Below are 23,653 nucleotides of genomic sequence, written 5' to 3' on the forward strand. Positions count from 1 at the left end.
CTCCACTGTCAGCCGAAGCGCTCGGTACGTACTCGCTCAGGTGCATGTCCCAGGAGCACCAGGTAGGCAGCCGTCTTCTCGACGAACGCCGTGGGCCCGCAGACATAGCAGGTTGGCTCGAAGTCGGGGGGCCAGCCGCTGCGAACCAAGTCCTCGGGGGCGATGCGCCCCGGCGGGCGCGGTGAGTCCGCGGGGGCCTCTCTGCTGTAGAGGTACGTCGTATCCAGCCCCGGCGCCCCCTGGCGGAGCTCCGAGCGGTACAGCAGGTCCGACGGGGTCCGCGCTGCGCACAGCAACCGGAACGGGGCCCGGCTGCCGGCCGCCTCCCGCGCGCGGACCATGCACATCAGAGGCACGAGTCCCGATCCGCCCGCCACCAGCAGAATCGGCTCCGTCTGCTGCTGCCTCCAGACGAACCAGCCGCCGACAGGCCCGCGCAGCTCCAGCCGGTCCCCGGGCACGAGCTCGTCCACGAGGTAGGGCGACACTTCCCCGCCGGATGTGCGCTGGACCGTCAGGTCGAGGCTCCGGCCGTTGGGGGCCGAGGCGATCGAGTAGCTGCGCTGGGTGCTGTAGCCGTCTTCTGCGGTCAGCCTGACGTCCACATGCTGGCCGGCCAGGTGCCCGGGCCAGCCCGGCAGGTCCAGTGTCAGGGTGACGGCCGTAGCCGACTCCACGCGCCGACCCGTTACCTCCGCGGTCCGCCACCGGAGCCGGTCGCCTAGTCTCCCTGGTATCGCTGCTCTCGCCATGGGTCTCCGTAGTTGTGGTAACCGGCGCTCTCCCAGAAGCCGGGCACGTCGCTCGGCCGCAACTCGATCTCGCGGACCCACTTCGCGGACTTCCACAGGTACAGGTGCGGGACCAGCAGCCGAGCAGGACCACCGTGTTCGGGCGCCAGGTCGCTACCCCCGTAGCCGTAGGCAATCCACGCTTTGCCGTCGACCAGGTCGGCGAGGGGGATGTTCGTGGTGTAGCCCCCGTACGAGGTGACGAGGACGTGCTCTGCGGCCGTCTCCACGTCCGCGAGCAGAACGTCCAGGGACACACCTTGCCACTCGGTGCCGAACTTCGACCACTTCGTCACACAGTGCAGGTCGACGGTCGGGGACTCCGCCGGGAGTGCCATCAGGCCTGCCCAGTCCCACACATGCTGCTTCCCGGCTTCCGTGGTCACGGACAGCTTCCAGTCGTCTTGCCGGATGCGGGGAGTGGGCCCGGCGGACAGCACCGGGAAGCCGGTCGTCTCGTACTGCCCAGGCGGCAGCTTCGTGCCCGCCGACGGCCTTCGGCCGTGGAACCCGCGCGAGATGAACGCCATGCTCGCCGTCCTTGTTCGTCCAGTGCGGCCCCTGCGGGCCACTTCGGAGGTGAGCGCCCGCGAGGGGCGACTTCTTACTGGGGACGCCCCGAGAAGGTGAACTCCTGGCGGAGCAGCCTCTCTCGTCCGTCCTGGGGGGCGGCTACCGGGTGCCCAGGATGCGTGTGGCCGCGATGCGGGCACCCCGGTCAGCGTTGTCCGGTCGACGTGGTCGCCGCCGCATCAGCCTGCGCCGCTGAGGTGACCGCTGGCTATCAGCTGGGCTCTCAGTTTCTTGCGGGCATCAAACATCGTCTTGTAGAGCGCGTTCCGGTTCGTCTCCAGCTCGCCGGCGAGCCTTTCCAGGGGGACCCCGTTGACGACGGCGGTGAAGACATGCCGCTGGTGGGCGCTCAGTGCCGTCTCGACTGCCTCGCGTACGGCCTCGCCCAGCTCTCGCGCCTGCCAGTGACTGACGGGGTCAGTGCCGGAGCGGTCGGGAACTTGCGCCCATTCGTCCAAGTCGAATCGCGCGTTTGAGACACGCCAGAAATGGCGGCCCAACTTGCTGGACACTTCAAGCACGACAAATCGGAATGCCCACGTAGTGAACCTGGCATCGCCTCGAAATTCCTGGATTTTGTGCGTAATCTTCATCAGTGCGTCGGCGGCCGCCTGGTGGGCGAGGTCGTTCAGCTCGGGCCCGGCAATTCGGTAACGAGGCCCCCGGCGGAACACCTCGTCCATGGCGATCCGCACCAGCACTTCATGCAGCCGCGTGCAGGCCTGCTCGTACTGCGGCCCGTGGCCGTCTTCGAGCGCATCTACCCAGGCGGCGGACTCCGGATCGAGTTTTCCCCGATCCTTGGCGGGCCCTGTTGCCGGAGCGCTGCAACTGGTTCCGGCATATTCACTCAGAGCCGAGCGGCACGTTCTTCTGGCATCCGCAGAGTGCATGGCTCTCAATCTCCAGGTCATCTCGTGCAGGTAAGCCAATCACGGCACCATCTACAGGACGTCTACGCGAAGTCGCCGTTTTTGCTTTCGTCGTGCGCGCATCCCGGGATTTCACGGACGGAGTTTCCGGCGTATTTCGATGAGCGACTCGCGCGCGGTGTGGGGGCTTACTCTCCCGCACTGCCGCGCCTGGCTGGTGGCGGGCCCTGCGGAGGAGACCTGCGGCCCTCCTCCCGGTAGTGGGCGGTCATGTTGCGCGCAGCCCGAGCGCGTCCTGGGCCAGCAGCCAGCGCAGCTGCCGGCGCCCCCGTGGATGCGCGACGTCACGCTGCCCACCGGGGTCCCCAGAGGCCCTCGGTGTCAGCGAGGTACACAGCGAGACGGCGCGGAGGGGGAATCTGACGGAAGGCTGCTTTGAGGTCGGGATTCACGATCCGCTCCAGCGCATCCCCTTCGGCCGACTTCAGCGCTCCGGAAGCGCAGGCGCCGAGACGCGCCAGCTGCTGGTCTTCGACTTCGGCGGAAAAGCACAGGCGCGGTCTGCACCGCTGCCTGCGACGCGCAGAAATGTGCTGGTTGACCATGATCCTCTCCATCCAGGCTCTGAAGTTCGTACCCGGCCGGAACTGGTCGAACGATGCGTACGCACGCGCGTACGCATCCTGGACCAGGTCCTCAGCGTCTGCTGCGTGGCGAGTCATGTGCCAGGCAGCGGCGTAGAGGGTACGGCGATGCAGGAGGGCTTCCTACTCGAATCTCACACGGCGCTGGACGGGGCTCTCCTGCCGGCTGCCGGCTGCTGGTGCCCGGCTCCGGTGGGAAATGCATCGTTTTCACGGTCGCTGCCTCTCTTCGCGCCCAAACGGGCCGGCCGCTGCTGGTGTCAGCCCGCTCGTTGATCTGGGTGCAGCGGCGGATCCGAACCGAACGCCTGCCGAAGCTGCTTGACGCGCAGCCAGGGAGCACGTCAAAGAAGGCGGAACACAACACACCCTTTGGCTGCCCCGCCCGGGGTAGGTGTCAGGTGGCGGCCCCGGGAGGGGCGTGAGAGGTACGTCTAGTTGCGGCCTGCCATGACTCCACCGTCGACGTTGAGGATGGCGCCCGTGGTCCAACTCGAGGCCGACGAGAGGAGGAAGACGATCGCGGAGGCCACATCCTGCGGAGTACCGACCCGGCCGAGCGGGTGCAGGCCGCTCAGCTGCTCCATCGCGCCGTCCAACTGGCCCGCGGGAAAGACCTTCTCGAACAGGGGCGTCCTGGTGACAGCAGGAGCCACGGCGTTCACACGAATGCCCTCGCCGGCGAGCTCCATGGCCAGGTTGTGCGTAAGAGCGTGCAGACCGGCCTTGGCCATCGAATAGGCCGACGACGGTGTCACGGCGAGGGCCTGGTGCGCCCACATGCTGCCCACGTTCACGATGGCGCCGCCCTGACCGCCGGCGATCATGCCCCGGACGACGGTCTGCGTCAGGAAGAAGGTCGCCCTGTTGAGGTCGTGATAGGAGTCGTAGTCCGCGACCTCGTAGTCGAGGAAGAGCTTGGGCAGGAAGAACCCTGCCGAGTTGACAAGGAGGGTGGCGTCGGGGTGGTCCTCCGCCAACTGCTTCTGCGCCTCGACGACCTGGTCCCAGTCCGCCAGGTCGGCCTCGATCGACCATGCGCTGCCGGAGCCCGACAGGCTCGCCACGGCATCGTCGAGTTTCTGACCCGCGCGGCCGACGATCACCGCGCTGCCGCCCTCCGCGATCACGTCCTCGGCAACCTTGAAGCCCATGCCGCTGGCGCCGCCGATCACGACGAGTTTCTTGCCTTCGAAGTCCGTGGCCATGCGAATCACTCTCCACTGAGCGGCGAACACCTCTTGCCTGTTACGCACTCGACCCTGCCACGGCAGGCTCTACAGCAGCTCTACAAGGCCTCTACGACGCCAATCGCAGCGGCCCCGCGGCCAACCAAGCGGAAACACTGCATAGATCCGTCCTGCCCGCCACCTCTGGTCCTCTGCGCACTACTGCCCGCAAACGCCCGCGCAGAGAAGCCGCAGAAAGCCGTTGAGTGGCTGCCCTGTGATGCTCTCTGGTGGCGCAGGCCCATGGAAAAGGGTGTCGCACCGGATGCCCCGGGGGTCGGCAGCGCCCCCCTATACGAGATATCTCGTATGACGGCGCCGCCCGGTCGGGCATGCTCCCTCTTCGGGAACTGCTCGGTCTCGGCTACTGGCCGTGGCATCGTCTCCGCAGAGTGCCTATGGATGCTGGCCCCTGCTCGTCCTACCACAGGCCGGTTTGCCCTGGTCGAGGAGTCCCTGCCCTGCCTGCTCCGCTGCGTATGCGGCCACGAGCCGGTTCCAGCTGTACCGGCCCGGGCCGATCTCCGAGACGAGATGCGCTCGAATGAGACGCGACAGGACCTGGCGGACCCGACACTCGGACCGTCCGGCCAGGTCCGCGACCTGCGATGCCGCGAACATTGGGTCTGGGCAGGCGCTCAGGTCGCGGAAGAGCGCCGCCGTCTCCGTGTCGAGCAGGCGGTACGAGCGGGTGATGGACGCGCGGACGTCGAGCGCCTGGTCCTCGTCACTCGCGAAGGCGTCCAGGGCGCTGTGCTCCGGCGCCTCGTACTCGTCGGCCAGGCTCGCCAGGCGCAGCTGTGGTCGATAGGCCGCGCGGGCGGCGACGTTGGCCAGGGCCAAGGGGAGCTGCGCGGCCAGCCGGATGATGCGGTCGACGGCCTCTGGTTCGGCCGCTGTCCTTGCTGCGCCGAGTCGGCGCGCGAGGAAGTTGCGTGCGTCCGTCTGGCTCAGGGGCATGAGTGTCAGGGGAAGCGCTTGGTAGGCGGCGACGAGTGCGTGCAGTTGCATGCGGCTGGTGACAAGGGCCATGGAGCCGGGGCCTCCGGGGAGGAGATGCTTCAGCTGGTCCGTGTTCCATGCGTTGTCGAGCACGACGAGCACTCGGCGGTCGGCCAGCAAGCCGCGGAACATGAGCCCTCGTGCCTGCGCGGTCTCGGGTATGTCCTCGGGTCGGACCCCCAAGGACTGGAGGAAGTCCTCGAGTACGTGCGCGGGATCCCGCGGCTCGGCCTCTGGTCCGGCTCCCTGCAGGTCTGCAAAGAGCTGGCCGTCCGGGAAGCGGTCTGCCAGACGGTGGGCGACGGTGGTGGCGAAAGCTGTCTTGCCGACGCCGGCCAGTCCGCCGACCGTGCAGATGGCCACAGAGGACGACACCTCGGCATCGGCGACCAGGCGCTCGACCTGCTCCTGCTCTCTCTCGCGGCCGACGAGGCTCGGCAAGGCGGCTGGGAGCTGGGCCGGGGCGTGAGGCGGGGGTGTTTGCGGCGCGCCCTTCGGGCGGTCGGCGCTTTGCGGGAGCTGGAATCGCCCGGAGAGGATGCGCTCGTGGACTTGCTGCAGTTCCGGCGACGGGTTGACGCCGAGGTGTTGACGCAGCACGTGACTGGTCGTGTGGTAGATCGTCAGGGCTTCGGACTGCCGCCCGGCACCGTAGAGCGCGGTCATGAGGAGGCCGCATACGCGCTCTCGAAGTGGGTGCTCGACTAGCAGGGCGGACAGTTCTGCGGCGGCCTCGGCGTAGCGCCCTCTCTCCACTTCGCAGGCGAGCTGCTCCTCGGCACAGGCGAGGCGCAGCTCGCCGAGGACGCTGCGCTGCTGGCCCGCGAACGGCCCTGGGACCCCGGCGAGGGCCACTCCTTTCCACATCTCGAGGCCCTCGGTCAGCAGGCTCGTCGCGGACGCCAGGTCGCCGGTGCTGCGTGCTTCCCGCGCCCTTGCCGCCGTCTCCTTGAACCTGTTCAGGTCCAGAGCGTCCGGTTGGATGTGCAGCAGATAGCCCCCGTCGACCAGGCGTACGGAGCTGTCACTCTGCTCCCCCAGTGCCTGTCTGAGCCTGTAGATGTAGGTGCGCACGGAGCCTATGGCCGACGGTGGGGCCTCGTCGCCCCACACGTCCTCCACCAGTTTCGAGAGGCTTACAGGCCTGCCCGCCCTGAGCAACAGCGAAGCAAGCACGGCGCACTGCCTCGGTTGACCAGCTCCGGCTTCGACCCCCTCTCTGTGTAGCCGGACTGGGCCGAGCACTGAGAACCGGACGCCCGCATACATGGTGCCTACCGCCTTGGGGATCCTTGTGAGGCTTGGTTGCTTGGCTGTCCGCAAGGGACCGCTTTCCCCAAACGTACCGCAGATCGGCCCAATTTTCTGGACTAAATAGTCCCCTCTTTGTAGGCCAAGCCCACTGGCACCTCGCGCTGCACGGCTGCCATGGCGCTGTGCTGGTGTGCCAGGACGGCGGCGTCCTGGCCGCGGCCGAGCAGCTCTTCATGGCACAGCGGGCAGGCTCGCACATCGTCAAGGTCCCCGCGGGCGGCGGTGTGTGCTCGCGCAGCTGCGGGGCTGGTGGCGGTTGGCGGACCACTCGGTGACCTCCGGTGTGGAGGAAGGCATGCAGCGGCGAGCGGGCGTCCTGTCCGCGTTCCGTCCGGCCGGAGAGCTCGACGGAAAGGACTTGCCTTTTACGCAGGGAGCCGCCGCTTTTCGTTGGTGGCTGGGGCCGCATGTGGGCAGTGGGGCGTGCGGACGAAGTCCTCCCGCCGTCACGCCCCGGGCGCCTGCCGGGAGGACGATGAAGTCCAGCCGGCAGGGAGACCGCGACGCAACATGTGGCGCCGCACCGGGACTTCTCGGCGCCGCCTCGTCCCGGACGGTCTCAGCGCCCTCTCGTGCCCCCTTCAGGTGGATTGGCGTCCTCGGCGGGCACGGCATAGGCCTTGACGTGGCCGATCGCCATGTCGAGGGCGATCCTCATGGGTTTGACGTCCCGGGCCGTCTGCGCAAGGAGGTAGCCGCCTTGAAGGGCGGCCATGAGGCCGGTGGCGAGCTCTCCGGCGTCCGCGTCGGCACGGAGGACTCCCGAGTCCTTCATCCGCACGAGCCCGGCCTCGAGCAGCCCTTCCCAGGTGTCGAAGTGCCGGGCGATCGCCTGGCGCGCCTCTTCGTCCTGATCGGCCAGCTCGCTTGCAAGGGAGCCGAGCGGGCAGCCGTACGCTCCGTTTCGGAGCGCGTTGTGCTCGATTATTGCGTTCCGCCAGCGCTCCAGCCCGCGGAGGGAGCTGAGCCGCTGCAGTAGCTGGTGCTGACGTTCGAGCAATTCTGCAGCCTGCAACGCGACAACGTCCCGCACCAACGCATCCTTGTCGGGGTAGTGGCGGTAGAGCTGGGATTTACTCGTTCCACTGGCCGCCCTGACCTCGTCGAGGGTCGTGAGAGACACGCCTTTGACGTACATCATGTCGGCCGCGGCCCTCAAAATGCGCTCTTGAGTCGCCCGCCCGCGCTCAGTCAACCGGGAGCCGTTCTTGTCGCGCGCCTGTTCCGCCACATTGACCAGATTACCGGTGCGAACGCTAGCAGGATTCGGAGTGGACCTCAAGGTCCTTTTCTGACCCGGCCCTCGGCCCATCCGACCCGGAGTCATCGCCCCGGGCCTCGCCGTCCCGACGAGCCCACGACCGGAGAGCTGGAACCCAGCGCCCACTCGACGCGACAGCCGAGCCGCGACCATGCCGGCCACCCGACCGAGCAGCCGAAACGGCCTGCTGGATGAACCGACGGACCACCACGTAGGGTCGGGGGCTGGCGCGGTGGCGGAGTACGTCCGCTCCGTGCCGTACCCCAGCTCCGCCACGACACCGGACAACTCGTGCCCCGGCACGCTCGGCGTCCGGTCACGGCCTGCGCGATCGGTCCACGTGGCGGGCCAGTCCAGCTCTCCAGGGGTGAAGCCAGCGGCATGCACCCGCACGATGACGTCGTTCTCGGCCGAATGGGGGTAGGGCATGTCCGTCAGGGACATCCCGGCAAGACCGGCGTTACGGTCTCGCACAGTGATGGCTTGCATACAGGTCCTTACTGGGGGGAGGGGCGACCCGAGCGCACAGCCCGCTTGCGCGCAGGGCTCATAGCGGCTGCAGGTAGATGTATGCCGTTCTGCATGATCGATCTCACCTGCTCCCGCGTATTCCTTCGTCGCCCGTTTTGCGTTCTCATCAGGGAGACGAGGTAGCCCCTCCGGGTGTGGCAGCTCCGACGCGCACGAGTTTGTCGGGGTTGATGACCCTGCGGTACGCGGTGATCAGACCGTCTGTGATCTGGATCGTGTCGACGGAGTAGACCTGGCCTTCCCGGTGGACCACGAGGGCGAGCTCGCGGCCGACCTCGGCGAAGTCGGTGCGGTCCGGGTGGTGCCACTGGCGCCCCGTACGCGCCATGGCCTCGGCGACGCGCTCGCCGCCGTGTATGAGCTTGCGTGCCGCGGGGACCTTGCCGCCGCCGTCGGTGACGTAGACGGCGTCCGGGTGCAGGAGCTTGAGCAGGCCGGCCAGGTCCCCGGCCTCGTAGGCGGCGCGGAAGGCCGTGCGGAAGGCCGTGAGGACGCGTTCGCGCTCCGCCTTCGACGCCTGCGGCGTGGACTGCTTCGCTTCGGCCACCCGCCGTCGTGCCCGCGAGGCGAGCTGCCGGGCACCCGTCACGGAGACATTCAGCACTTCGGCGATCCGGCCGAACTCAAGACCGGCCCGGGCGCCGGGACGCCCGGACAGCAAACCGTTGACCATGCCCGTCCGGCTGACGGCGTGCTCGGTGACCGCCGCGACGCTCACCCGGTCGGTGGGCTGGAGGTGGCCGTGCCGGACCCGGCGCCCCTGCGGCAGATCCGAACCCGGCCGCAACGACCAGACCGGCCCTCCGGCCAGACCGGACCCGGCGGCGGGCTGCAACGCGCCGAGTTGCTCGAGACCGCTCGCCCACCGGCGCCAGCCGATCCCGTAGACACGGACCGTGAACGCCCCATCCCAGGTGACAGTCACCGTGCCCTCGATGCGCGCAGCCCGCTCGGCGGGCGCATCCTCAGCGAACACGAGCCCCGCCACCGGCCCAACCTCCCCGCCGTGATCCTGCGGGGCGAGACCGCCGACAGCCAAACGCGGCACAGACACATCCAACGCGGCAGACACACGACGCCACACACCCACAGCAGACAACGCGTGCTGCAGGTCCTCGGAAGAAGCGAACACAACGGCAGCGGCAGGCCCGCCAGCAGCGGCGGCGGCGTCGGTCGCGGTGGCGTCGCTCAGACAGCTCACGGGCATGGCGAAATCAGACACGGTGGCCTTCCTCAAAACGGACGATGGCGAGATGGACGGCCCGTCGGCGGGCCGCTGCCCGGACCGTGACCCCTCCCGCAGCAAGCCCCGCAACCCCCAACCACCGACGGTGGGCATGCGGCGGCCCCCGCGGGAAGTCCGCCCCCCGGGAACGCATCCGGCCCTCGACCCCGCCCCGGTCAAACAGGCGGGATCGAGGGCCAGTGGGGCCGTGGCCTGGCGCCGTCAGCGGGTCAAGGGGGCGCCGAGGCCTGCAAGAAGGACAGTCGCGTTGTCGGCGTAGGGCCGGTTCGGGTCCACAGCCGTAGTGGCGGCGATCGACCGGCAGACCGCGTCCTTGACGAAACGGCGGGCGGCCATGCGCAGGTCACCGGCCACCGCATCCGCGAACGGACGACCGGCATCCTCGTGCGGCTCGTACGCACCGTCGGAGGCCAGCACCAGGCGGCCACTGCCCACCGGGCGGGAGACAGCCTCGATCGCGGGGTGCCCGTACCGGCTCTTCACCTCCACGTCGCTGTCACACGCCCCCAGACACGAAGTGATGACGTTGCGGCTGCCACCGGAATGCGCAGCGCAGGGTGGGATTACGCGCCGCAAGTTGTGGTCCCTCGTCAGGCAGTGCGCGGCGCCGTCCTGGATGAGGTAGGCGCGGGAGTCACCGCACCAGGCGACGGTCAGCGGATGGCCCGGCGCGGTGACCGCGGCGACCGCGGCGGCCTTCGGCCACCCGTAGCCGCTGCCACGCTCGGCGGCGTAGGCCGTGTAAACCGCGCGCAGCCCAGCCTCGGCGTCACCGCGGCGGGCGGCGGCCTGGGCGAGACGACGCGCCGGCGTGCGCGTCCACTCCCGGACGGTCTCACTCGAGCCGATCCCGTCCAGCAGCACGTACGCAAAGATTCCGGGTCAAGCCCCAGAGGCCTACCCGTTGAGTGTCTGGCCGAGCGGGGTGGTCAAGGCGCCGGTGACGGAGGGGGTGCGCCCCTGGTGGAAGGCGGCGATGCACCAGGCGCAGCGCACTTGTTCCTCGTCACGGCCTACTTCGTCCGTCACCGTGCGGCCGCACCCGTTGGCACATCGGTAGGTCTGCTCGTGGTCGTTCAACAACGCCATGGCTGCTCTCCGGGCTGGTATCGGCATTCGGCCCCCTGGATACCGCGGGCAGCTCGGTTCTCTTGCAGGGTCAGGTCTCGGAGTTGATCCACAGCACACCGTGCGGGGTGTCGTAGAAGCCGGTCATCCCGGCCTTTTCGTAGTCATCGGCAATCGTGTGCCAGGGGAGCGGTCCGGACGGCGACTCGTCCGCCGGGTACGGCCAGGCGTCGTGCCGTTCTCGGTGCCCTTGCGGACGGCTTCCGTCCTGCTGTAGCCGAAGCCCAGCAGGCGCACACGGAGGCTGGCAAGGTAGTCCGTAGCCTGTCCGCCGTGCATATCGGCAGTGCGCCCGGCGGTCCACTCCAAAGCTGCGTTCACTTCCCTCGCGTCGCACTGCGTGTCACGCGGCCCGGTCTCCTGGGCGGTGGTGTGGTCACGCACGGCACCTCCGATCAGTCAGGGTTGGTGGGGCATCGAACCTGCCGGAACACGCAGTAATCCCCGCAACCCCGCACCAGCCCCACCTCGGCGGGCAACGCCGCCGCATGCGCACGCGCCTTGGCCCGGCCGGTCAACGAGCATGGCCCCGGGGCCGTTTCTGCGGCGAGCCCGCCCCATCCGGAAGCGGTCAGGACGGGCTCCCACGCAGGAATCCCAAGTGGCGGCTTCGTGCTCGCCCCTGAGCTAGACCCAGGCCACGTTGCGCGGCAGCAAGGTAAGCGGTTCGGCTGCCCCCACGTTGCAGGAGTGGCACATGAACACCATCGCATCTGGGTGCTCGTCCTTCGCGATGCAGTCGTAGGGGTAGGCGCCCTTGCCTGCTTCCTCCATGACGTGTCCCTTGTAGTCGCGGGGACGCCCATCGTCGGTGATGCCGCGGACGTGGCTCATCAATTTCTCCAAGGCGGTGGTGAGGCGGATGGAACGGGCTGCCAGGCCGCAGGAGCGGGGAGCGGGCCGCATCACTGCGGCCCGGCACGCACCGACCCTCACCGACCCGATGCCAAGCACGGCAACCCCCGCACACGGCAGCCGGATTGTGGACGGTGGGCGGCCACCCGCGCGGCGTCTACGCGCAGGGGGCTGCGGGGATGCGGATGCGGGTGACCCGGGCACGCGGGTGGATGTCGGCGAGGTCGGAGGTGCCGAACTCGCGCTGAAGGGTGGCCTGCAGCTCTGCCCACGAGCCGAACGTGGCCGGCGAGTGGGTGGGCGAACGGCGACACCCTCCCGTGACGACGGTGCCTGAGGCCTCAGCTCGGGACGCGACGGCGCTTGTGCACCTACATGGCTATTGACCTGCGCATATCCGCTGTGTTTCCCTCCCGGCACACCAATGGCACGGGTGGCGTGCAGGGGCGGGCCGAGGGGATATGAGATGTCTCAGGGTATTGGGAGACGTATCGGGATTGCGGGCAAAGTGACCGCTCCGCCCATGCACATACCTCGACCGGACCTACCCCGACCACGGGCGAGACTCTGGGCCGTGACGGGTGTCGCGGCCCTCGGATTCCTCATCGTGCTGGAGTTCGCCGCGCGTCGCTGCGGCCTGCCAGGGCCGATCACCAACCAGGTGCGAGAGGTGGTATTCGCCCCCAAGTCGGGCGGCCTGTTGTACGCCGCCATGGCGTTGATGATGGTGGTCCTCACCTGGCGGCAACGGTTCATCGCGGCGGGTGCGGCGATCGGTATCGATATCGCCTTCTCGCTGGTTCGATGGGCGGTGGATGCCAAGACGACCGGCGGCCACCCCTACGGCAACGGTGCATTGTGGGTGATTCTGGGCTACGCGGTCATCGCTGTCACTCGCCGCACCGGCCCAGAACGCGGCCTGCTGCTGAAGGGCGTCGGGCTGGGCCTGCTGCTGGTGACCGGCCGCAAGACCGGCGACACATGGCTGCTCATCACCTCGAAGACACGCCCAGTGGTGCTCGACACGTACGTGGCAACAGCCGATCACGCGCTGGGCAATCCGTCATGGCTGGTAGGCCGGGGTGTCACGGCCACCGGCCTCATAGGCTTCAATTTCCTCGACATCGTCTATGGGCAGCTCGCGGTGGCCGCGGTCGTCGTCGCGCTGTATCAACTGCGCGGCGTGGCGGTCGAGCGTCGCTTCCCGGGCCATCACCTGGTGCGCACCTTTCTGGTGATCGGCCTTCTCGGGCCGGCCTTCTACATGATCTTCCCGGTGGTCGGACCGATCTTCGCCTACGGCACCGGCACCGAGCACTGGGCGACGGTCAGCCTGTGGTCGCCGGAGATTCCGTCCAGCGGGCACTGGGCGGTGGCCGACCTGTGGCCACATACACCGCCGCCCATACATACCCCGCACCCCATGCCGTTCGATGGGATAACCCCGCGGAACTGCATGCCCAGCCTGCACACGGCGTGGGCTGCCGCGATCTTCATCCATTCCCGGAAGGGCCCACGCATTCTGCGGTACGCAGGAACGTTCTGGCTGATTGCCACGCTCGCCGCAACGCTCGGATTCGGCTACCACTACGGCGTGGACCTCATTGCCGGCGTGGTGTTTGTGCTCACGATCGAGGCAGCTCTGCGGTCGCTAGACCGCGGCTGGGATCGATCAGGGATCAGGCTGGTCGCCTACGGCGCAACGGTCTTCGCTGCGCTGCTGGTGTCTTACCGATTCCTGTCGTTGAAGATGGCCGAGCATCCGTGGGTGTCCGGACCACTGCTCATACTGGCGATGACCTCAGTGGTCTACGGCTACGTACGGACCACCGCAGCGTCGGAACCGAGAGCCACACCGGCGCGACAACTGGAACCGCATCCGGAACCGATCTGAATCGTGTTGCACCAGATTGTCGTCTGCGCGCTGCCCGAGCGAGGCCGGGATGTCGGCGTCGCAAGGACACGATGCTGTTGTTGACGGACAGGGCGCGGCCGTGTTTGACGAGGATGGAGCCGCCGTACTCGTCACCGAGGTGTCCGTTGCGCAGGGTGACGCTGTTGAGTGAAGCTTCCCCTTGATCGTGGATCAAGGGGAAGCTTCACTCAACAGCAGCGGGGTCCACATGCCGAAGGATGCGGTGAACACGGCCCGCAGCAGGTCGAGGTGTTCGCTGACGGTTGTGCCATCAGGCACCACAAACGGGTTGAGGACAAACGGGCCCACGGTGGCCTTTCCCCGCGGTGAAGATCTGCATATCCTGGCCAAGCACCGGATGTGAGATCAGCGAACGGTACTCGGCTTTCGCGGGCTCGATGACCAGGAATGGCACGCCGTGAGCACTGGCCTCCAGTAGCAACCCCGTGATCGTGTTGGTTTTCCCGGATCGGTCGTGCCCGGAATGAAGACGGCTCATCTACCGGCCCACCCTGCATGTCTAGTCCATCCCTGCACCCCACCCCGTCAAGCAGCCGAACCTGACCGGAAGTTCCCGCTGACCGACGTGCCGACCGGTCTCATGGGCCGCCCCGGTCACGCGGCGTGCTGATCTGTTCCTGCGCGGCCAGACACATCGACGCCCCCGCAGCGGGCCGATCCGCTGCGGGGCACTGCAGGAGACGCAATGCCGCGGGAGTTCCGCGACGCGAGCGCCTCCTCCTCCCGCTCAACTCCTGTGGGAACCGGGTCAGAGGATCTCGATCTCGGTGAGCCCGGAGTACGTGCCGCCGCTGCTGGGTTGGACTCCCCCGCGACGATGATGGAGGTAGAGCCGGATCCTTCTGGCCGTCACCGGCGAGAAGGTCACGGTGTTCGCTCCAGCCACGCAGTCAGCGGGCACGCGTGCCTGGCCGCTGACGGTGACCCACCCTCCTCCTGCGTCGACCTCGACATCGTAGTGGCGTGGTGGCCGGATGTGAGCCCCGTCGTCGTGGACGTGGAGCCTCAGGCCGGAGACGCTTCGAGGTCGAGGGAATGCCACTTCGACCCAGTCATAGAAGTTCGGCGTCTCGAATGCGGTCCAAATGTCCTGCGAGGAGGTGCCCGGGTCTGTGCTGCCGTCCCGGACCGACGTCACGCTGTTCTTCCAGTGGGTGTAGGACGCGGTCACCTGTTCGGCGCCGGTCCGTCGCCGGCTGCTGAGGTCACGTGACGTGGCGACCGCGATCGAGCGCTTGTCTCCGACCGCGGTGTAGAAGTGGTAGACGGTGCCTTCGTGCTGCACCACCCAGGGCTTGTGGGCGTACGTGCGATCGAAGCCCTCTGTCGGAGCGAGGAGCATCGGACCGGACCACTTGGTCCAGTTCACCAGGTCGTAGGAACAGGCGAAGGTGTTGAAGGCTCCGTTCCTCCAGAATGCTCCGAAGTAGAACATGACCCAGACGTCGCCCATGCGGACGATCTGCGGATCACCGGAGATCCCGCCGTCCGAATCGAGGGGCGGGTTCGAGATGACGGGATCGGTTCGGTATCGGGTCCATGAGGTCATGTCGTTCGACACGGCCAGGCCGATGCGCTCAGTCCACTCGTACCGTGTGCCGCCCCGCGCGTTGTAGAACATCACGAACGGCGCCCCGAGCGTTCCCCCAGGGTCATGGATGACGGTGGAGCGGAAGTGCCGATAGTTCTCCCACCACCGCGCATCGGCATCACCGGGGGCCAGCACCGGGGCGTCCCGACGCGTCCACGTCGAGGGCGTCAGCGGCGTCGCGCTGCTCGCCATGGACAGTGCCAGTGGTCCCGGTTCGAAGCCTTCCTGGTCGCCGCCGAAGTACGACATCCAGTACCGGCCGCCGTAGGTGTGTGGGTGACTCGCGCCCCACGCAGTGTTCGGGAGCGCGATCGATCCGGCCGCCTGCGCGGCGTCCCACGCTCCCGACCGGAACGGCAGGAGCGTGCCGAGGGGCTCCCAGTGCAGCAGATCCTCGCTTCGGGCCAGCTCGGTGGTGTATCCGTTGCGCAGGCCGTCCTGCCCGTGCAGCACGAAGTAGGTCATGTACCAGGCGCTGCCGATACGGAAGACGCACGGACCGTCCACGAAGCCGAGGTCGTTCTCCAGGACGACCCCGTACTTGTAGGGCGTCAGCGCCGTCTCATAGACCCCTCGCATTCGTTGCTCCGGAACGGTGAGGCCGTGGGTACCACGTGCCTCGCCGGCTCGGTCTCGCCCCGCAGCATGCGCACCGCCCGCGTTGCCGAGCACCGGGCCCAGTGACGCGGCGGCAGCGACTGCGCGCAGCAGCGTGCGTCGTGACGTGACGAATTCCATCTCTGCCTCCTCGAGTAGCGGCCGTACCTCGGTCATCTCGGGCTAGGCGATGGGGAGTACGGGATCAATCGGGTGGGCCCGATCAGGCCGTAGCTGTCGACCGGCTTCCCCGCGACGGCGTTACCCAGCATCGTGGCCACCTTGACCACGATCTCGTTCTCGCCCGGTCTCAGCAGTGCACTCACATCGATGTGGGAGGCGTCGAGCTGGTCGATGGGGCCGACGTCCCGTCCGTTCACCTCGACGCGGAACGTGGTGGTGACCTTGCCCAGGTCGAGATAAGTGCCACGGGTCGGCCACGTCTGGTCCACTTCGACCGTCGTCCGGTAGGTCCCCACCCCGGACACGGCCTCCAGGCCAGGGAGATGGTCCCAGGAGGGCAGCAGGCCGTCGGTTCCGGAGGCTGTCACGTGCCGTCGGGGCAGAGGGGTGACGACGGTCTCCTGCGGACGCGTGCCCTCATGCCACGACCCGACCGTCAGATCCCATTCGGTCAGGGGCCGCGCGGCACCGGTGTCTTCGACGCGCGAGGTCTCGTCCGAAGCGTGTCCGAGTGGCACGTCGCTCACCACGACGAGTGCGACATCTCCGGGCGCGACCTCCAAGTCCAGCTCGGTCCGGCCTTCCTTCACGGAGGCCGGCAGCCTCTTGAGCGCCCCCGTCCAGGGGTCGAGCCGGTACGGAATGCCGTCCGCGGCGACGGAAGCGGTCGAATGCTCAGGCCGTTGCGAGGCGTTGTACCAGTAGAAGACATCCATCTTGTCGGTGCTGCGCTGGACTCCGGCCAGCGTCGAGGGGCTATTCAACGCCGCACGCGGCCGGACTCCCGAGGCCTCCAGCGCCTGCGGCACCTCGTCCTCGCTGCCCACCCACCTGACGTTGTCGAACTGGTGCAGACGGTCGAAGGCGGTGCGCACCGCCGGGTCGTCGGCGGTGCGGCTGCCCAGGGCGCGGCTCGGTGCCTCGCCAACGACGATGACGGGCAGGCCGCGCCGAGCCATGTCCACGACGCGCTGCGCGACATCCGGGTCGATGGCCCGCTCGCGGTCGACGACGAATGCACGGAAGCCGGGGCCGTCCGGAGCCAGGGTCTTGCCGACGACCGGCGTGTCGTCACCGGTCAGGAGGGATCCGTTGACGAAGCCGTAAGAGTAGCCGCGGTCCTCGAGCGCAGAGCTGGTGAAGTACCGCTCGCCCACGGTCCCCTGCCAGCTGTGCCCGGGCTTCTCGTGGTAAACGGCAACATCTGAACGCGGCTTGCCGGTGCGGAGCGCCACCTGCAGGCGGGCGACGTAGTCGTTGATCCGACGGTCGTCATCCCATGTGGGATTGCGCGGCCCGTAGGAGTCGTCCACTCCGGTGTTACCGAAGGCCGCCCACCCCGGCCAGCTCGCTGCGGTACCCGGCGCATCGTGCGACCAGCCATGCCACACCACATGGTTCGCCCCGGCCGAGAAGTTCTGGTTCAGGTGCGAGAGCAGGCTCTGCCGGGTCACCCGATGCGCCCGGCCGAACGACGCACAGCACTCCGTCGACACCACCGAACGACCGGTCACGTGCGCGGCGGTCGCCAGGCTGCGATAGGCGTCGGCGCCCTGCGTCTCGACGAAGCCCTGCTTTGCCCCTGCGTTGAAGGAGCGGTCCTCTCCCTCCGGGATGTCGAGCAGGGACGCCGACTCGATCGGGTCCACGAAGCTCGGCCCCCACGAGCTGTACGGCTGTCCCCGAAGCGTCAGCCCCAGGCCGTGTGCCCACTTCCGCAACGGGAGGAGGTGTTCGTCGCGGAACAGTTCCTGCAAGGTGCGCCGGTAGTCCTCGCGCACCCGTTCCCCCGTGGTTCCCGGCAGCTCGAACGCAGGCTCTTGCAGGGCGAGCGTCGGAATGTACGGCTCAAGGTCGTATCCTCGCCGTGACTTGAACTCGTGTAGGAAGTCGTAGGTCCAGTGCCGGAGTTGGTTGCCGTTGCGATTCAGTTCGAGTGAGTCGAAGAACAGCGACCCTCCGCTGGCGACGAGACGCGCCCGAACCTCCGGGTCGAGCACCCGCTTGGTCCAGTAGTCCTTGACCGCGTCGAATCCGTCGCGGCTGAAGTGGTCCACCACGAAGGAGTCGCCCGGTGTCTCCGCACCCTCGACCTGCTGGCCGGTGCCATGGAGCCACGACGCGACCAGCACCCACCGCGTGGCGCCGCTCGGCGCAGTCCAGTCCAGCCGCTGGTCGGCGGTCAGCCGAGGCGCGAGGTCCACGGACTTCGCCGGATTGAGGACCGGGGCCGCGGCGTCGCAGTCCTGAAGGCACGGGTAGGCCCGAAGGGTGACCAGGTCGAGCTTGTGCACCCGATCGGGAAGTTTCGGCTTGGGCACCTCCGCGCTGTACGCCTCGCCACCGTCCAGCCAGACGGTCGCGAGAGACAGCTCCTTGGCCGAGCCGTGTCCGTCCGGCGACACCGTCGGCAGGTTGGCCGACCACTTGGACGTGTACAGCGTGTCGACCTGCAGCCCCGTGCTCTGTCCGATCCGGTAGGCGTCGGCGAACCGCGTGCGCCAGGCCGGCGTCCCGAAGCCGTGTACAGCAGGGTCGTAGTCCTCGATGGGAGCCGTCGCGTTGTCGCGAACGAAATTGACCAACTCGACGCCGCCGGCGCCGCCCTTTCGCATCGCCTCGAAGTCGGCTTTCAGCGTGGCCGGGTCCATCCGCCCGCCCGGGTGCCAGTACCGGTAGAACGGCCGGTATTCAGCCGGCGGATCCACGAACTTGTGGACGAAGTCCGCTGGCTGGGCGCCACTGTCACCTGGGCCCGCTCCCTTCGCCGCAGGTGCGGACGAACCGTCTTCCGAGCCCAGCGCCGCCGGCGCGGCCCCTGCCGGTGGCGGGTGTGCTGTGCTCGTGGGACGTGCGGACACCGGCGTACCGGTCAGCAGGTTCAGGAAGTAGCACGCGGTAATGGCGGCAACGATCCCTGCAAGGATGCGCGACCTGGGCTTCGCGCGGTGATGTGGGTGAGTCCAGCGACCGCTCGCATGGCGGTGAGTGCGGCCTCTCCTCGCATCGTCGGCAGGAACCGTTCTTCGGACATGCGGATCTCGTCTCTCGTGTACCTCAGCCATGAAGGTGCACTCCTCAACGCCGCTGATCGTTGAAACGTATCAATCCGGGGAGGAGACTCACGGTATGGAAGTGGCGCGGAACATGTCAATGCTTTGACCGATCCCGGCCAGCCGGCCAAGGTCCGTCCGGTTGGCGACGATTGAGCGCCCGGATCAGGCCTCCCGCCAACTTCCCGCTGTCGCCCGACGCGTGCGGGCCTACCGGCGTCGCAGTGGGCACCCGAGGGTCAACGGCAGGCCGGGTAACGGCCGCGGCCACGCTGGGAGGCAGCGACCGCTCACCCGGGTCGGCCGCGAGCGCTCGACTGGCTCCCGTCCAAACCCTTGACGCCCCTTGGGGCCCCTTTTACTCTCTGGCCAGGTTTACGAACGCTGTTCGATATATCGAGCGTCGTGTCGAAGGGGCACGACACGGGCTCGTTGTGCTGAAGCCCCTACTGCCACCCGCCTTCCGATTCCCAGCCAGCGGAACGGGCCTGCCCTGGTTGAAAGCCAGATGGCCTGCCGCAGGCCGCCCCTTCGGAACAGACGGCCGGAGGCGCTGGGCTCCACATTGCTGCACCTTTTCCTAGCCACTTGTGAGCAATTCGGAGAGGAAACGTATGTCGGTCACTCGGAGATCGGTCTTGGTCGTCGGTTCCGCCGCGCCCGCCGCCGGGGCGTTCCTCGGCTCGCGGGTGGCGCAGGCCGCCGAGGCCGGGCCGGTCGTGGCAGCCTCCGGCGCCGGCCGCCGCACCATCGCCCTTCGCGACGGCTGGCGCTTCGCGCTGGTCGATCCGGGCGGGATCACCGACCCGACCGGCGTCTACGCCGACGCCGCCGACCCGGGCCACGACGATGCCTCCTGGCGCGAGGTCGCCGTCCCCCACGACTGGAGCATCGAGCAGACCCCCACCGTCGAGCACGGCACCACCAGCGGCACCGGTTTCCTGCCGGGCGGCCTGGGCTGGTACCGCCTCGCCTTCACCCTGCCGTCCGCCTACGAAGGCAAGCGGATCTCCATCGAGTTCGACGGCGTGTACATGGATTCGTACGTGTACTGCAACGGCACGGAGGTCGGCCGGCATCCGTACGGTTACACCGGGTTCGCCTTCGACCTCACCGACCTGCTGCACACCGACGGCGCCACCGAGAACGTCCTCGCGGTCAAGGTGCAGCACCAAGTGCCCAGCAGCCGCTGGTACTCCGGCAGCGGCATCTACCGGGAAGCCCGCCTGGTCATCACCGAACCGGTGCACGTCGAGCGTTGGGGCACCCGTGTCACCACCCCCGAGGTCAGCACGGACCGGGCCGTCGTCCGGGTGGCCACCACGGTGCTGAACGCGTCGGGCGCTGCGGCCGAGGTCGAGGTCCGGTCCGCCGTCGTCGATCCGCAGGGCCGTACCGTGGCCCGTACGTCGTCCACCGTCACCGTCGCCGATCGGGCCACCGGGACACACGAACTGCCCCTCGCTAAGCCGATGCTGTGGGACTTCGCGACGCCGCAGCGCTATACCCTGGAGACCGAACTGCGCGTCGGCGCCAGGACCGTCGACACCTGCCGCACCACCTTCGGCATCCGTAGCGTCCGCTTCGACCCCGACGAGGGCTTCCACCTCAACGGGGCCTACACCAAGATCAGGGGCGTCGACCTCCACCACGACCAGGGCGCGCTCGGCGCCGCCCTCAGTGTCGACGCCGTCCGTCGACAGATGACCATCATGAAGTCGATGGGTGTCAACGCCCTGCGCACCTCCCACAATCCGCCCGCGCCCCAGCTGGTCGAGGTGTGCGAGGAGTTGGGCATCGTGATGCTGGTGGAGGCCTTTGACTGCTGGCAGCGGGGCAAGAACCGGTACGACTACGGCCGCTTCTTCGACGAGTGGTGCGAGAAGGACGCCACCGAGATGGTCCTCGCGGCCCGCAACTCGCCCGCCGTGGTGCTGTGGTCCATCGGCAACGAGATCCCCGACTCCACCTCCACCGCGGGCCTGGCAATGGCGGACCGGATCATCGCCGCCATCAAGGCCGCCGACGACACACGGCCCCTCGTCATCGGCTCGGACAAGTACCGCAGCCTGCCCGCCAAGGGCTCAGCGGCCGACCTCATGCTCGCCAAGCTCGACGGACTCGGCGTCAACTACAACACCGCCAAGTCGGTGGACGCCCTGCACGCCACCTACCCGCACCTGTTCCTGTTCGAGTCCGAGTCGTCCGCGCAGACCTCGAGCCGCGGCACGTACCAGGAGCCGGAACATCTCAACACCGGTGAGAACCACACCCCGGGCAGGCGGGCCACCTCCTCCTACGACAACAACGTCGAGTCCTGGGCGATGAGCGGCGAGTACGGGCACAAGAAGGACCGGGACCGCAAGTGGTTCACGGGGCAGTTCCTGTGGTCCGGCATCGACTACATCGGGGAGCCCACCCCGTACAAGGTCTTCCCGGTCAAGGGGTCCTACTTCGGCGCGGTCGACACGGCCGGCTTCCCCAAGGACATGTACCACCTCTTCCGCAGCCAGTGGACCGACGAGCCCATGGTGCACCTGGTGCCCATGACCTGGAACCACCAGCAGGGCGACACGGTCGAGGTGTGGGCGTACTCCAACGTCGAGACCGTGGAGCTGTTCCTGAACGGCGCCTCGCTCGGAACGCGACGGTTCGACACCAAGAAGACCGTCGACGGCCGCCCTTATCTGGAGACCACCGAGGCCACCGGCGACGACAGGACCTTCACCGACGGTCCCCATCCTGGCAGTTACACCAGCCCCAACGGCAGCGCAGGCAAACTCCACCTCACCTGGAAGGTCGAGTACCAGCCCGGTGAACTCAAGGCGGTGGCCCGACGCGACGGCAGGACCGTCGCCACTGACATCCTGCGCACGGCCGGTGAGCCGCACGCCGTCCGGCTCACCCCGGACCGCCGGTCCCTGGCCGCCGACGGCCGCTCCCTCGCACATATCACCGCCGAAGTGGTCGACGAGCGCGGCGTGGTCGTGCCCGACGCCGAGCACCTGATCACCTTCCATGTGGCGGGCGGCTCCTTGGCCGGCGTCGACAACGGCCGCCAGGAGAGCGCCGAGCGCTACCAGGCCAGCACCCGTACCGCCTTCCACGGCAAGGCGCTCGCCATCGTACGGTCGGGTGTCCGGCCCGGCACCTTGCAGGTCACCGCTCGCGCGACTCGCCTGGTCACCGGCGTGACCGCCCTCACCACCACCCCGGCAGCCGCGGCGGCGACCACGCCACCACCCGAGTTCGAGCCGGACCATCCGGCGCCGTTCGACTACCCGCATGCCGATGCAAGTTACTCCGGTCGGTCCGACACCCCGCCCGCCGTCATGCTCGACGGCGACCCCACCACCGGGTGGTCCAACGCTTTCGGCAAGGCGGCGACCGCAGTGCTGCCCGCCTTCGACGGCGCCCGCACAACGGACTGGGTCTCCGTCGAGTACGGCCGGCCTCGGACCTTCGACCGGCTCGAGGTCTCCTTCACCGTCGACTCGGGTCACACCCGGCCCGCCGCCGTCGACGTCGCGGTCTGGGACGGCCGCCGGTACACGACGGTCCAGGACGCCTCCGTGGCGTGGGCCGACAACTCCGACTCCCCGACCGTGATCACCTTCGCCGCGACACATGGCTCCCGGATCCGCCTGCTGATGACCAGCGCCCACCCGGGCAAGCCGGACGGCGCCCTGCGCATCAGCCGGCTGGAGGCACCGGCACGCTGATCCGTGTCATCCGCACGCGGACGGCCGGGCCAGGCCCCGGTTCGGTCACACTCACGTGCGTGCGGCGCTGTTTTGAATCGTTTCACACCCTCTCTCCGACTGATGGGTGCCCATGACACCGACCGTGAGGCTTCGTGCGCTCGTCGCCATGTGCTCGCGTTCCTACTGGGCACCACCACCCTGAGCGTCGGCGCGATGCCGGCCGATGCGGCCGCGCCCCGCGGCCACGTACTGGCACCGGTGCACCTGGAGGCCGACGGACTGGCGGCGCCACTCGGGATCGACAGCACGACCCCCGACCTGAGTTGGGAGTTCGCGCCCGGCGCCCGAAACACCGTGCAGACCGCGAACCAGATCAAGGCGGCCACGAACCTGGGCAGCCTCAACTCGGCCAAGCCGGACCTGTGGGACACCGGCCAGGTGGAGTCCTTGGTCAACCACGGTGAAGCTTCCCCTTGATCGTGGACACCTGGAGACTGGGACCTGAGGTTCCAGAGGAAGTAGCACCAGGTGGGTAGCAAGTACACGAAGCGGTTCACCGAGGAGTTCAAGCGGGACGCGATCGCGCTCGTCGACTCCTCGGGGAAGACGGTCACCGCCGTCGTCCGGGAGCTCGGCATCACAGCTTGCCCAGCCGCTTCAACGACGGCGCGGCTGGTGTCCCGACGACGGGTGTGAGGGTTGCTTCCTTGGTGGGCTGGAGGGTGGGTTGGACGGTTGCACCGACCGGGGGACCGAGGGTTGCACCGAAGGCAGGCACCCTCCAAACCGGACATCGGTCATTTCCGCCCTGCATGGCCTTACCTGTGACATCACGGCGATGCGGACTACGAAGTCCCTGAAAAGTGACTTGGGTCACGTCCGCTGAGACGGTGTATCGAAGGCCACTCGGTGATCTCGTTTGGTCGGGTAGCCCGGGGCGTCTCAGCCCCGGGCTCCCACAGATCCGTACGTGACAGTCGCCCGTCATACGGCTCTTGTCGCTCTGATCATCTGACGGCCGGTTTCGCCCAGGCCCAGTGCGCGAAGTACCGAGGCTGCCGGGCAACCGCGTCGTGCATCGCACGGTTGGCCTTCTTCCAGGACCGGAGCCTCTTGTACTTGTTCATGATCCACCGCAGCAAG

17 protein-coding genes and 1 pseudogene are annotated in these 23,653 nt (G+C 68.2%); 4 read left to right on the top strand and 14 right to left on the bottom strand.

Features of this window, described 5'->3' with window-relative positions; genetic code table 11:
* Window positions 1–8 precede the first annotated feature (8 nt).
* The 12 genes and pseudogenes from IEZ19_RS41075 to IEZ19_RS41125 form a co-directional block, all read right to left on the bottom strand.
* Window positions 9–752: a ferredoxin reductase gene (locus tag IEZ19_RS41075; RefSeq protein WP_189316496.1), complete on the bottom strand. Its 744-nt coding sequence runs from the start codon at window positions 750–752 to the stop codon at window positions 9–11.
* Window positions 722–1,321 (bottom strand): molybdopterin-dependent oxidoreductase, encoded by a 600-nt coding sequence (locus IEZ19_RS41080; RefSeq protein WP_189316497.1) that lies wholly within the window; start codon window positions 1,319–1,321, stop codon window positions 722–724. The genes IEZ19_RS41075 and IEZ19_RS41080 overlap by 31 nt, the downstream gene beginning before the upstream one ends.
* A gap of 222 nt (window positions 1,322–1,543) precedes the next feature.
* Window positions 1,544–2,296 carry a sigma-70 family RNA polymerase sigma factor gene (locus IEZ19_RS41085; protein ID WP_229841419.1) on the bottom strand — a complete coding sequence of 251 codons (753 nt, stop codon included), beginning with the start codon at window positions 2,294–2,296 and terminating at the stop codon, window positions 1,544–1,546.
* 284 nt (window positions 2,297–2,580) lie between these two features.
* Complete coding sequence (locus IEZ19_RS41090; protein WP_268248744.1) at window positions 2,581–2,994, bottom strand: sigma-70 family RNA polymerase sigma factor; 414 nt, start codon at window positions 2,992–2,994, stop codon at window positions 2,581–2,583.
* Window positions 2,995–3,314: 320 nt separating this feature from the next.
* Window positions 3,315–4,088, bottom strand: a complete 774-nt coding sequence (locus tag IEZ19_RS41095; RefSeq protein WP_189316499.1) for an SDR family NAD(P)-dependent oxidoreductase — start codon at window positions 4,086–4,088, stop codon at window positions 3,315–3,317.
* Between the two features lie 417 nt (window positions 4,089–4,505).
* On the bottom strand, window positions 4,506–6,380 hold the full coding sequence (locus tag IEZ19_RS41100) for an AfsR/SARP family transcriptional regulator (RefSeq protein WP_189316500.1): 1,875 nt from the start codon (window positions 6,378–6,380) through the stop codon (window positions 4,506–4,508).
* A gap of 604 nt (window positions 6,381–6,984) precedes the next feature.
* Window positions 6,985–7,656 carry a TetR/AcrR family transcriptional regulator gene (locus IEZ19_RS41105; RefSeq protein WP_229841426.1) on the bottom strand — a complete coding sequence of 224 codons (672 nt, stop codon included), beginning with the start codon at window positions 7,654–7,656 and terminating at the stop codon, window positions 6,985–6,987.
* Between the two features lie 278 nt (window positions 7,657–7,934).
* Window positions 7,935–8,175 (bottom strand): annotated as a pseudogene (locus IEZ19_RS51660) (alcohol dehydrogenase catalytic domain-containing protein); the annotation flags it as partial.
* Window positions 8,176–8,323: 148 nt separating this feature from the next.
* Complete coding sequence (locus IEZ19_RS51665) at window positions 8,324–9,193, bottom strand: sigma-70 family RNA polymerase sigma factor family protein (RefSeq protein WP_229841424.1); 870 nt, start codon at window positions 9,191–9,193, stop codon at window positions 8,324–8,326.
* A gap of 471 nt (window positions 9,194–9,664) precedes the next feature.
* Window positions 9,665–10,327, bottom strand: coding sequence for a PP2C family protein-serine/threonine phosphatase (locus IEZ19_RS41115; RefSeq protein WP_189316501.1), 663 nt, complete (start codon window positions 10,325–10,327; stop codon window positions 9,665–9,667).
* 33 nt (window positions 10,328–10,360) lie between these two features.
* Window positions 10,361–10,552 carry a hypothetical protein gene (locus IEZ19_RS41120; protein WP_189316502.1) on the bottom strand — a complete coding sequence of 64 codons (192 nt, stop codon included), beginning with the start codon at window positions 10,550–10,552 and terminating at the stop codon, window positions 10,361–10,363.
* 666 nt (window positions 10,553–11,218) lie between these two features.
* On the bottom strand, window positions 11,219–11,425 hold the full coding sequence (locus IEZ19_RS41125) for a hypothetical protein (RefSeq protein ID WP_189316503.1): 207 nt from the start codon (window positions 11,423–11,425) through the stop codon (window positions 11,219–11,221).
* 544 nt (window positions 11,426–11,969) lie between these two features.
* Here IEZ19_RS41125 and IEZ19_RS41130 point away from each other — a divergent pair.
* A complete protein-coding gene (locus tag IEZ19_RS41130) occupies window positions 11,970–13,340 on the top strand; it encodes a phosphatase PAP2 family protein (protein WP_189316504.1) in 1,371 nt (456 codons plus the stop codon).
* A 790-nt stretch (window positions 13,341–14,130) separates the two neighbouring features.
* Here IEZ19_RS41130 and IEZ19_RS41135 read toward each other — a convergent pair.
* Complete coding sequence (locus tag IEZ19_RS41135; protein ID WP_189316505.1) at window positions 14,131–15,711, bottom strand: discoidin domain-containing protein; 1,581 nt, start codon at window positions 15,709–15,711, stop codon at window positions 14,131–14,133.
* A gap of 32 nt (window positions 15,712–15,743) precedes the next feature.
* Window positions 15,744–18,461, bottom strand: a complete 2,718-nt coding sequence (locus IEZ19_RS41140) for a glycosyl hydrolase (protein ID WP_189316506.1) — start codon at window positions 18,459–18,461, stop codon at window positions 15,744–15,746.
* A gap of 959 nt (window positions 18,462–19,420) precedes the next feature.
* Between IEZ19_RS41140 and IEZ19_RS41145 the strand changes: the two genes are divergently transcribed.
* The 3 genes from IEZ19_RS41145 (at window position 19,421) to IEZ19_RS41155 (ending at window position 23,206) form a co-directional block, all read left to right on the top strand.
* Window positions 19,421–22,528, top strand: a complete 3,108-nt coding sequence (locus IEZ19_RS41145) for a glycoside hydrolase family 2 TIM barrel-domain containing protein (protein WP_189316507.1) — start codon at window positions 19,421–19,423, stop codon at window positions 22,526–22,528.
* A 102-nt stretch (window positions 22,529–22,630) separates the two neighbouring features.
* On the top strand, window positions 22,631–22,987 hold the full coding sequence (locus IEZ19_RS41150) for a glycoside hydrolase family 78 protein (RefSeq protein WP_189316508.1): 357 nt from the start codon (window positions 22,631–22,633) through the stop codon (window positions 22,985–22,987).
* A gap of 51 nt (window positions 22,988–23,038) precedes the next feature.
* A complete protein-coding gene (locus tag IEZ19_RS41155; protein ID WP_189316509.1) occupies window positions 23,039–23,206 on the top strand; it encodes a transposase in 168 nt (55 codons plus the stop codon).
* The last annotated feature ends 447 nt before the right edge of the window (window positions 23,207–23,653 follow it).

The organism is Streptomyces brasiliensis (assembly GCF_014647875.1).
In the GTDB taxonomy this organism is placed as follows: Bacteria; Actinomycetota; Actinomycetes; order Streptomycetales; family Streptomycetaceae; genus Streptomyces; species Streptomyces brasiliensis.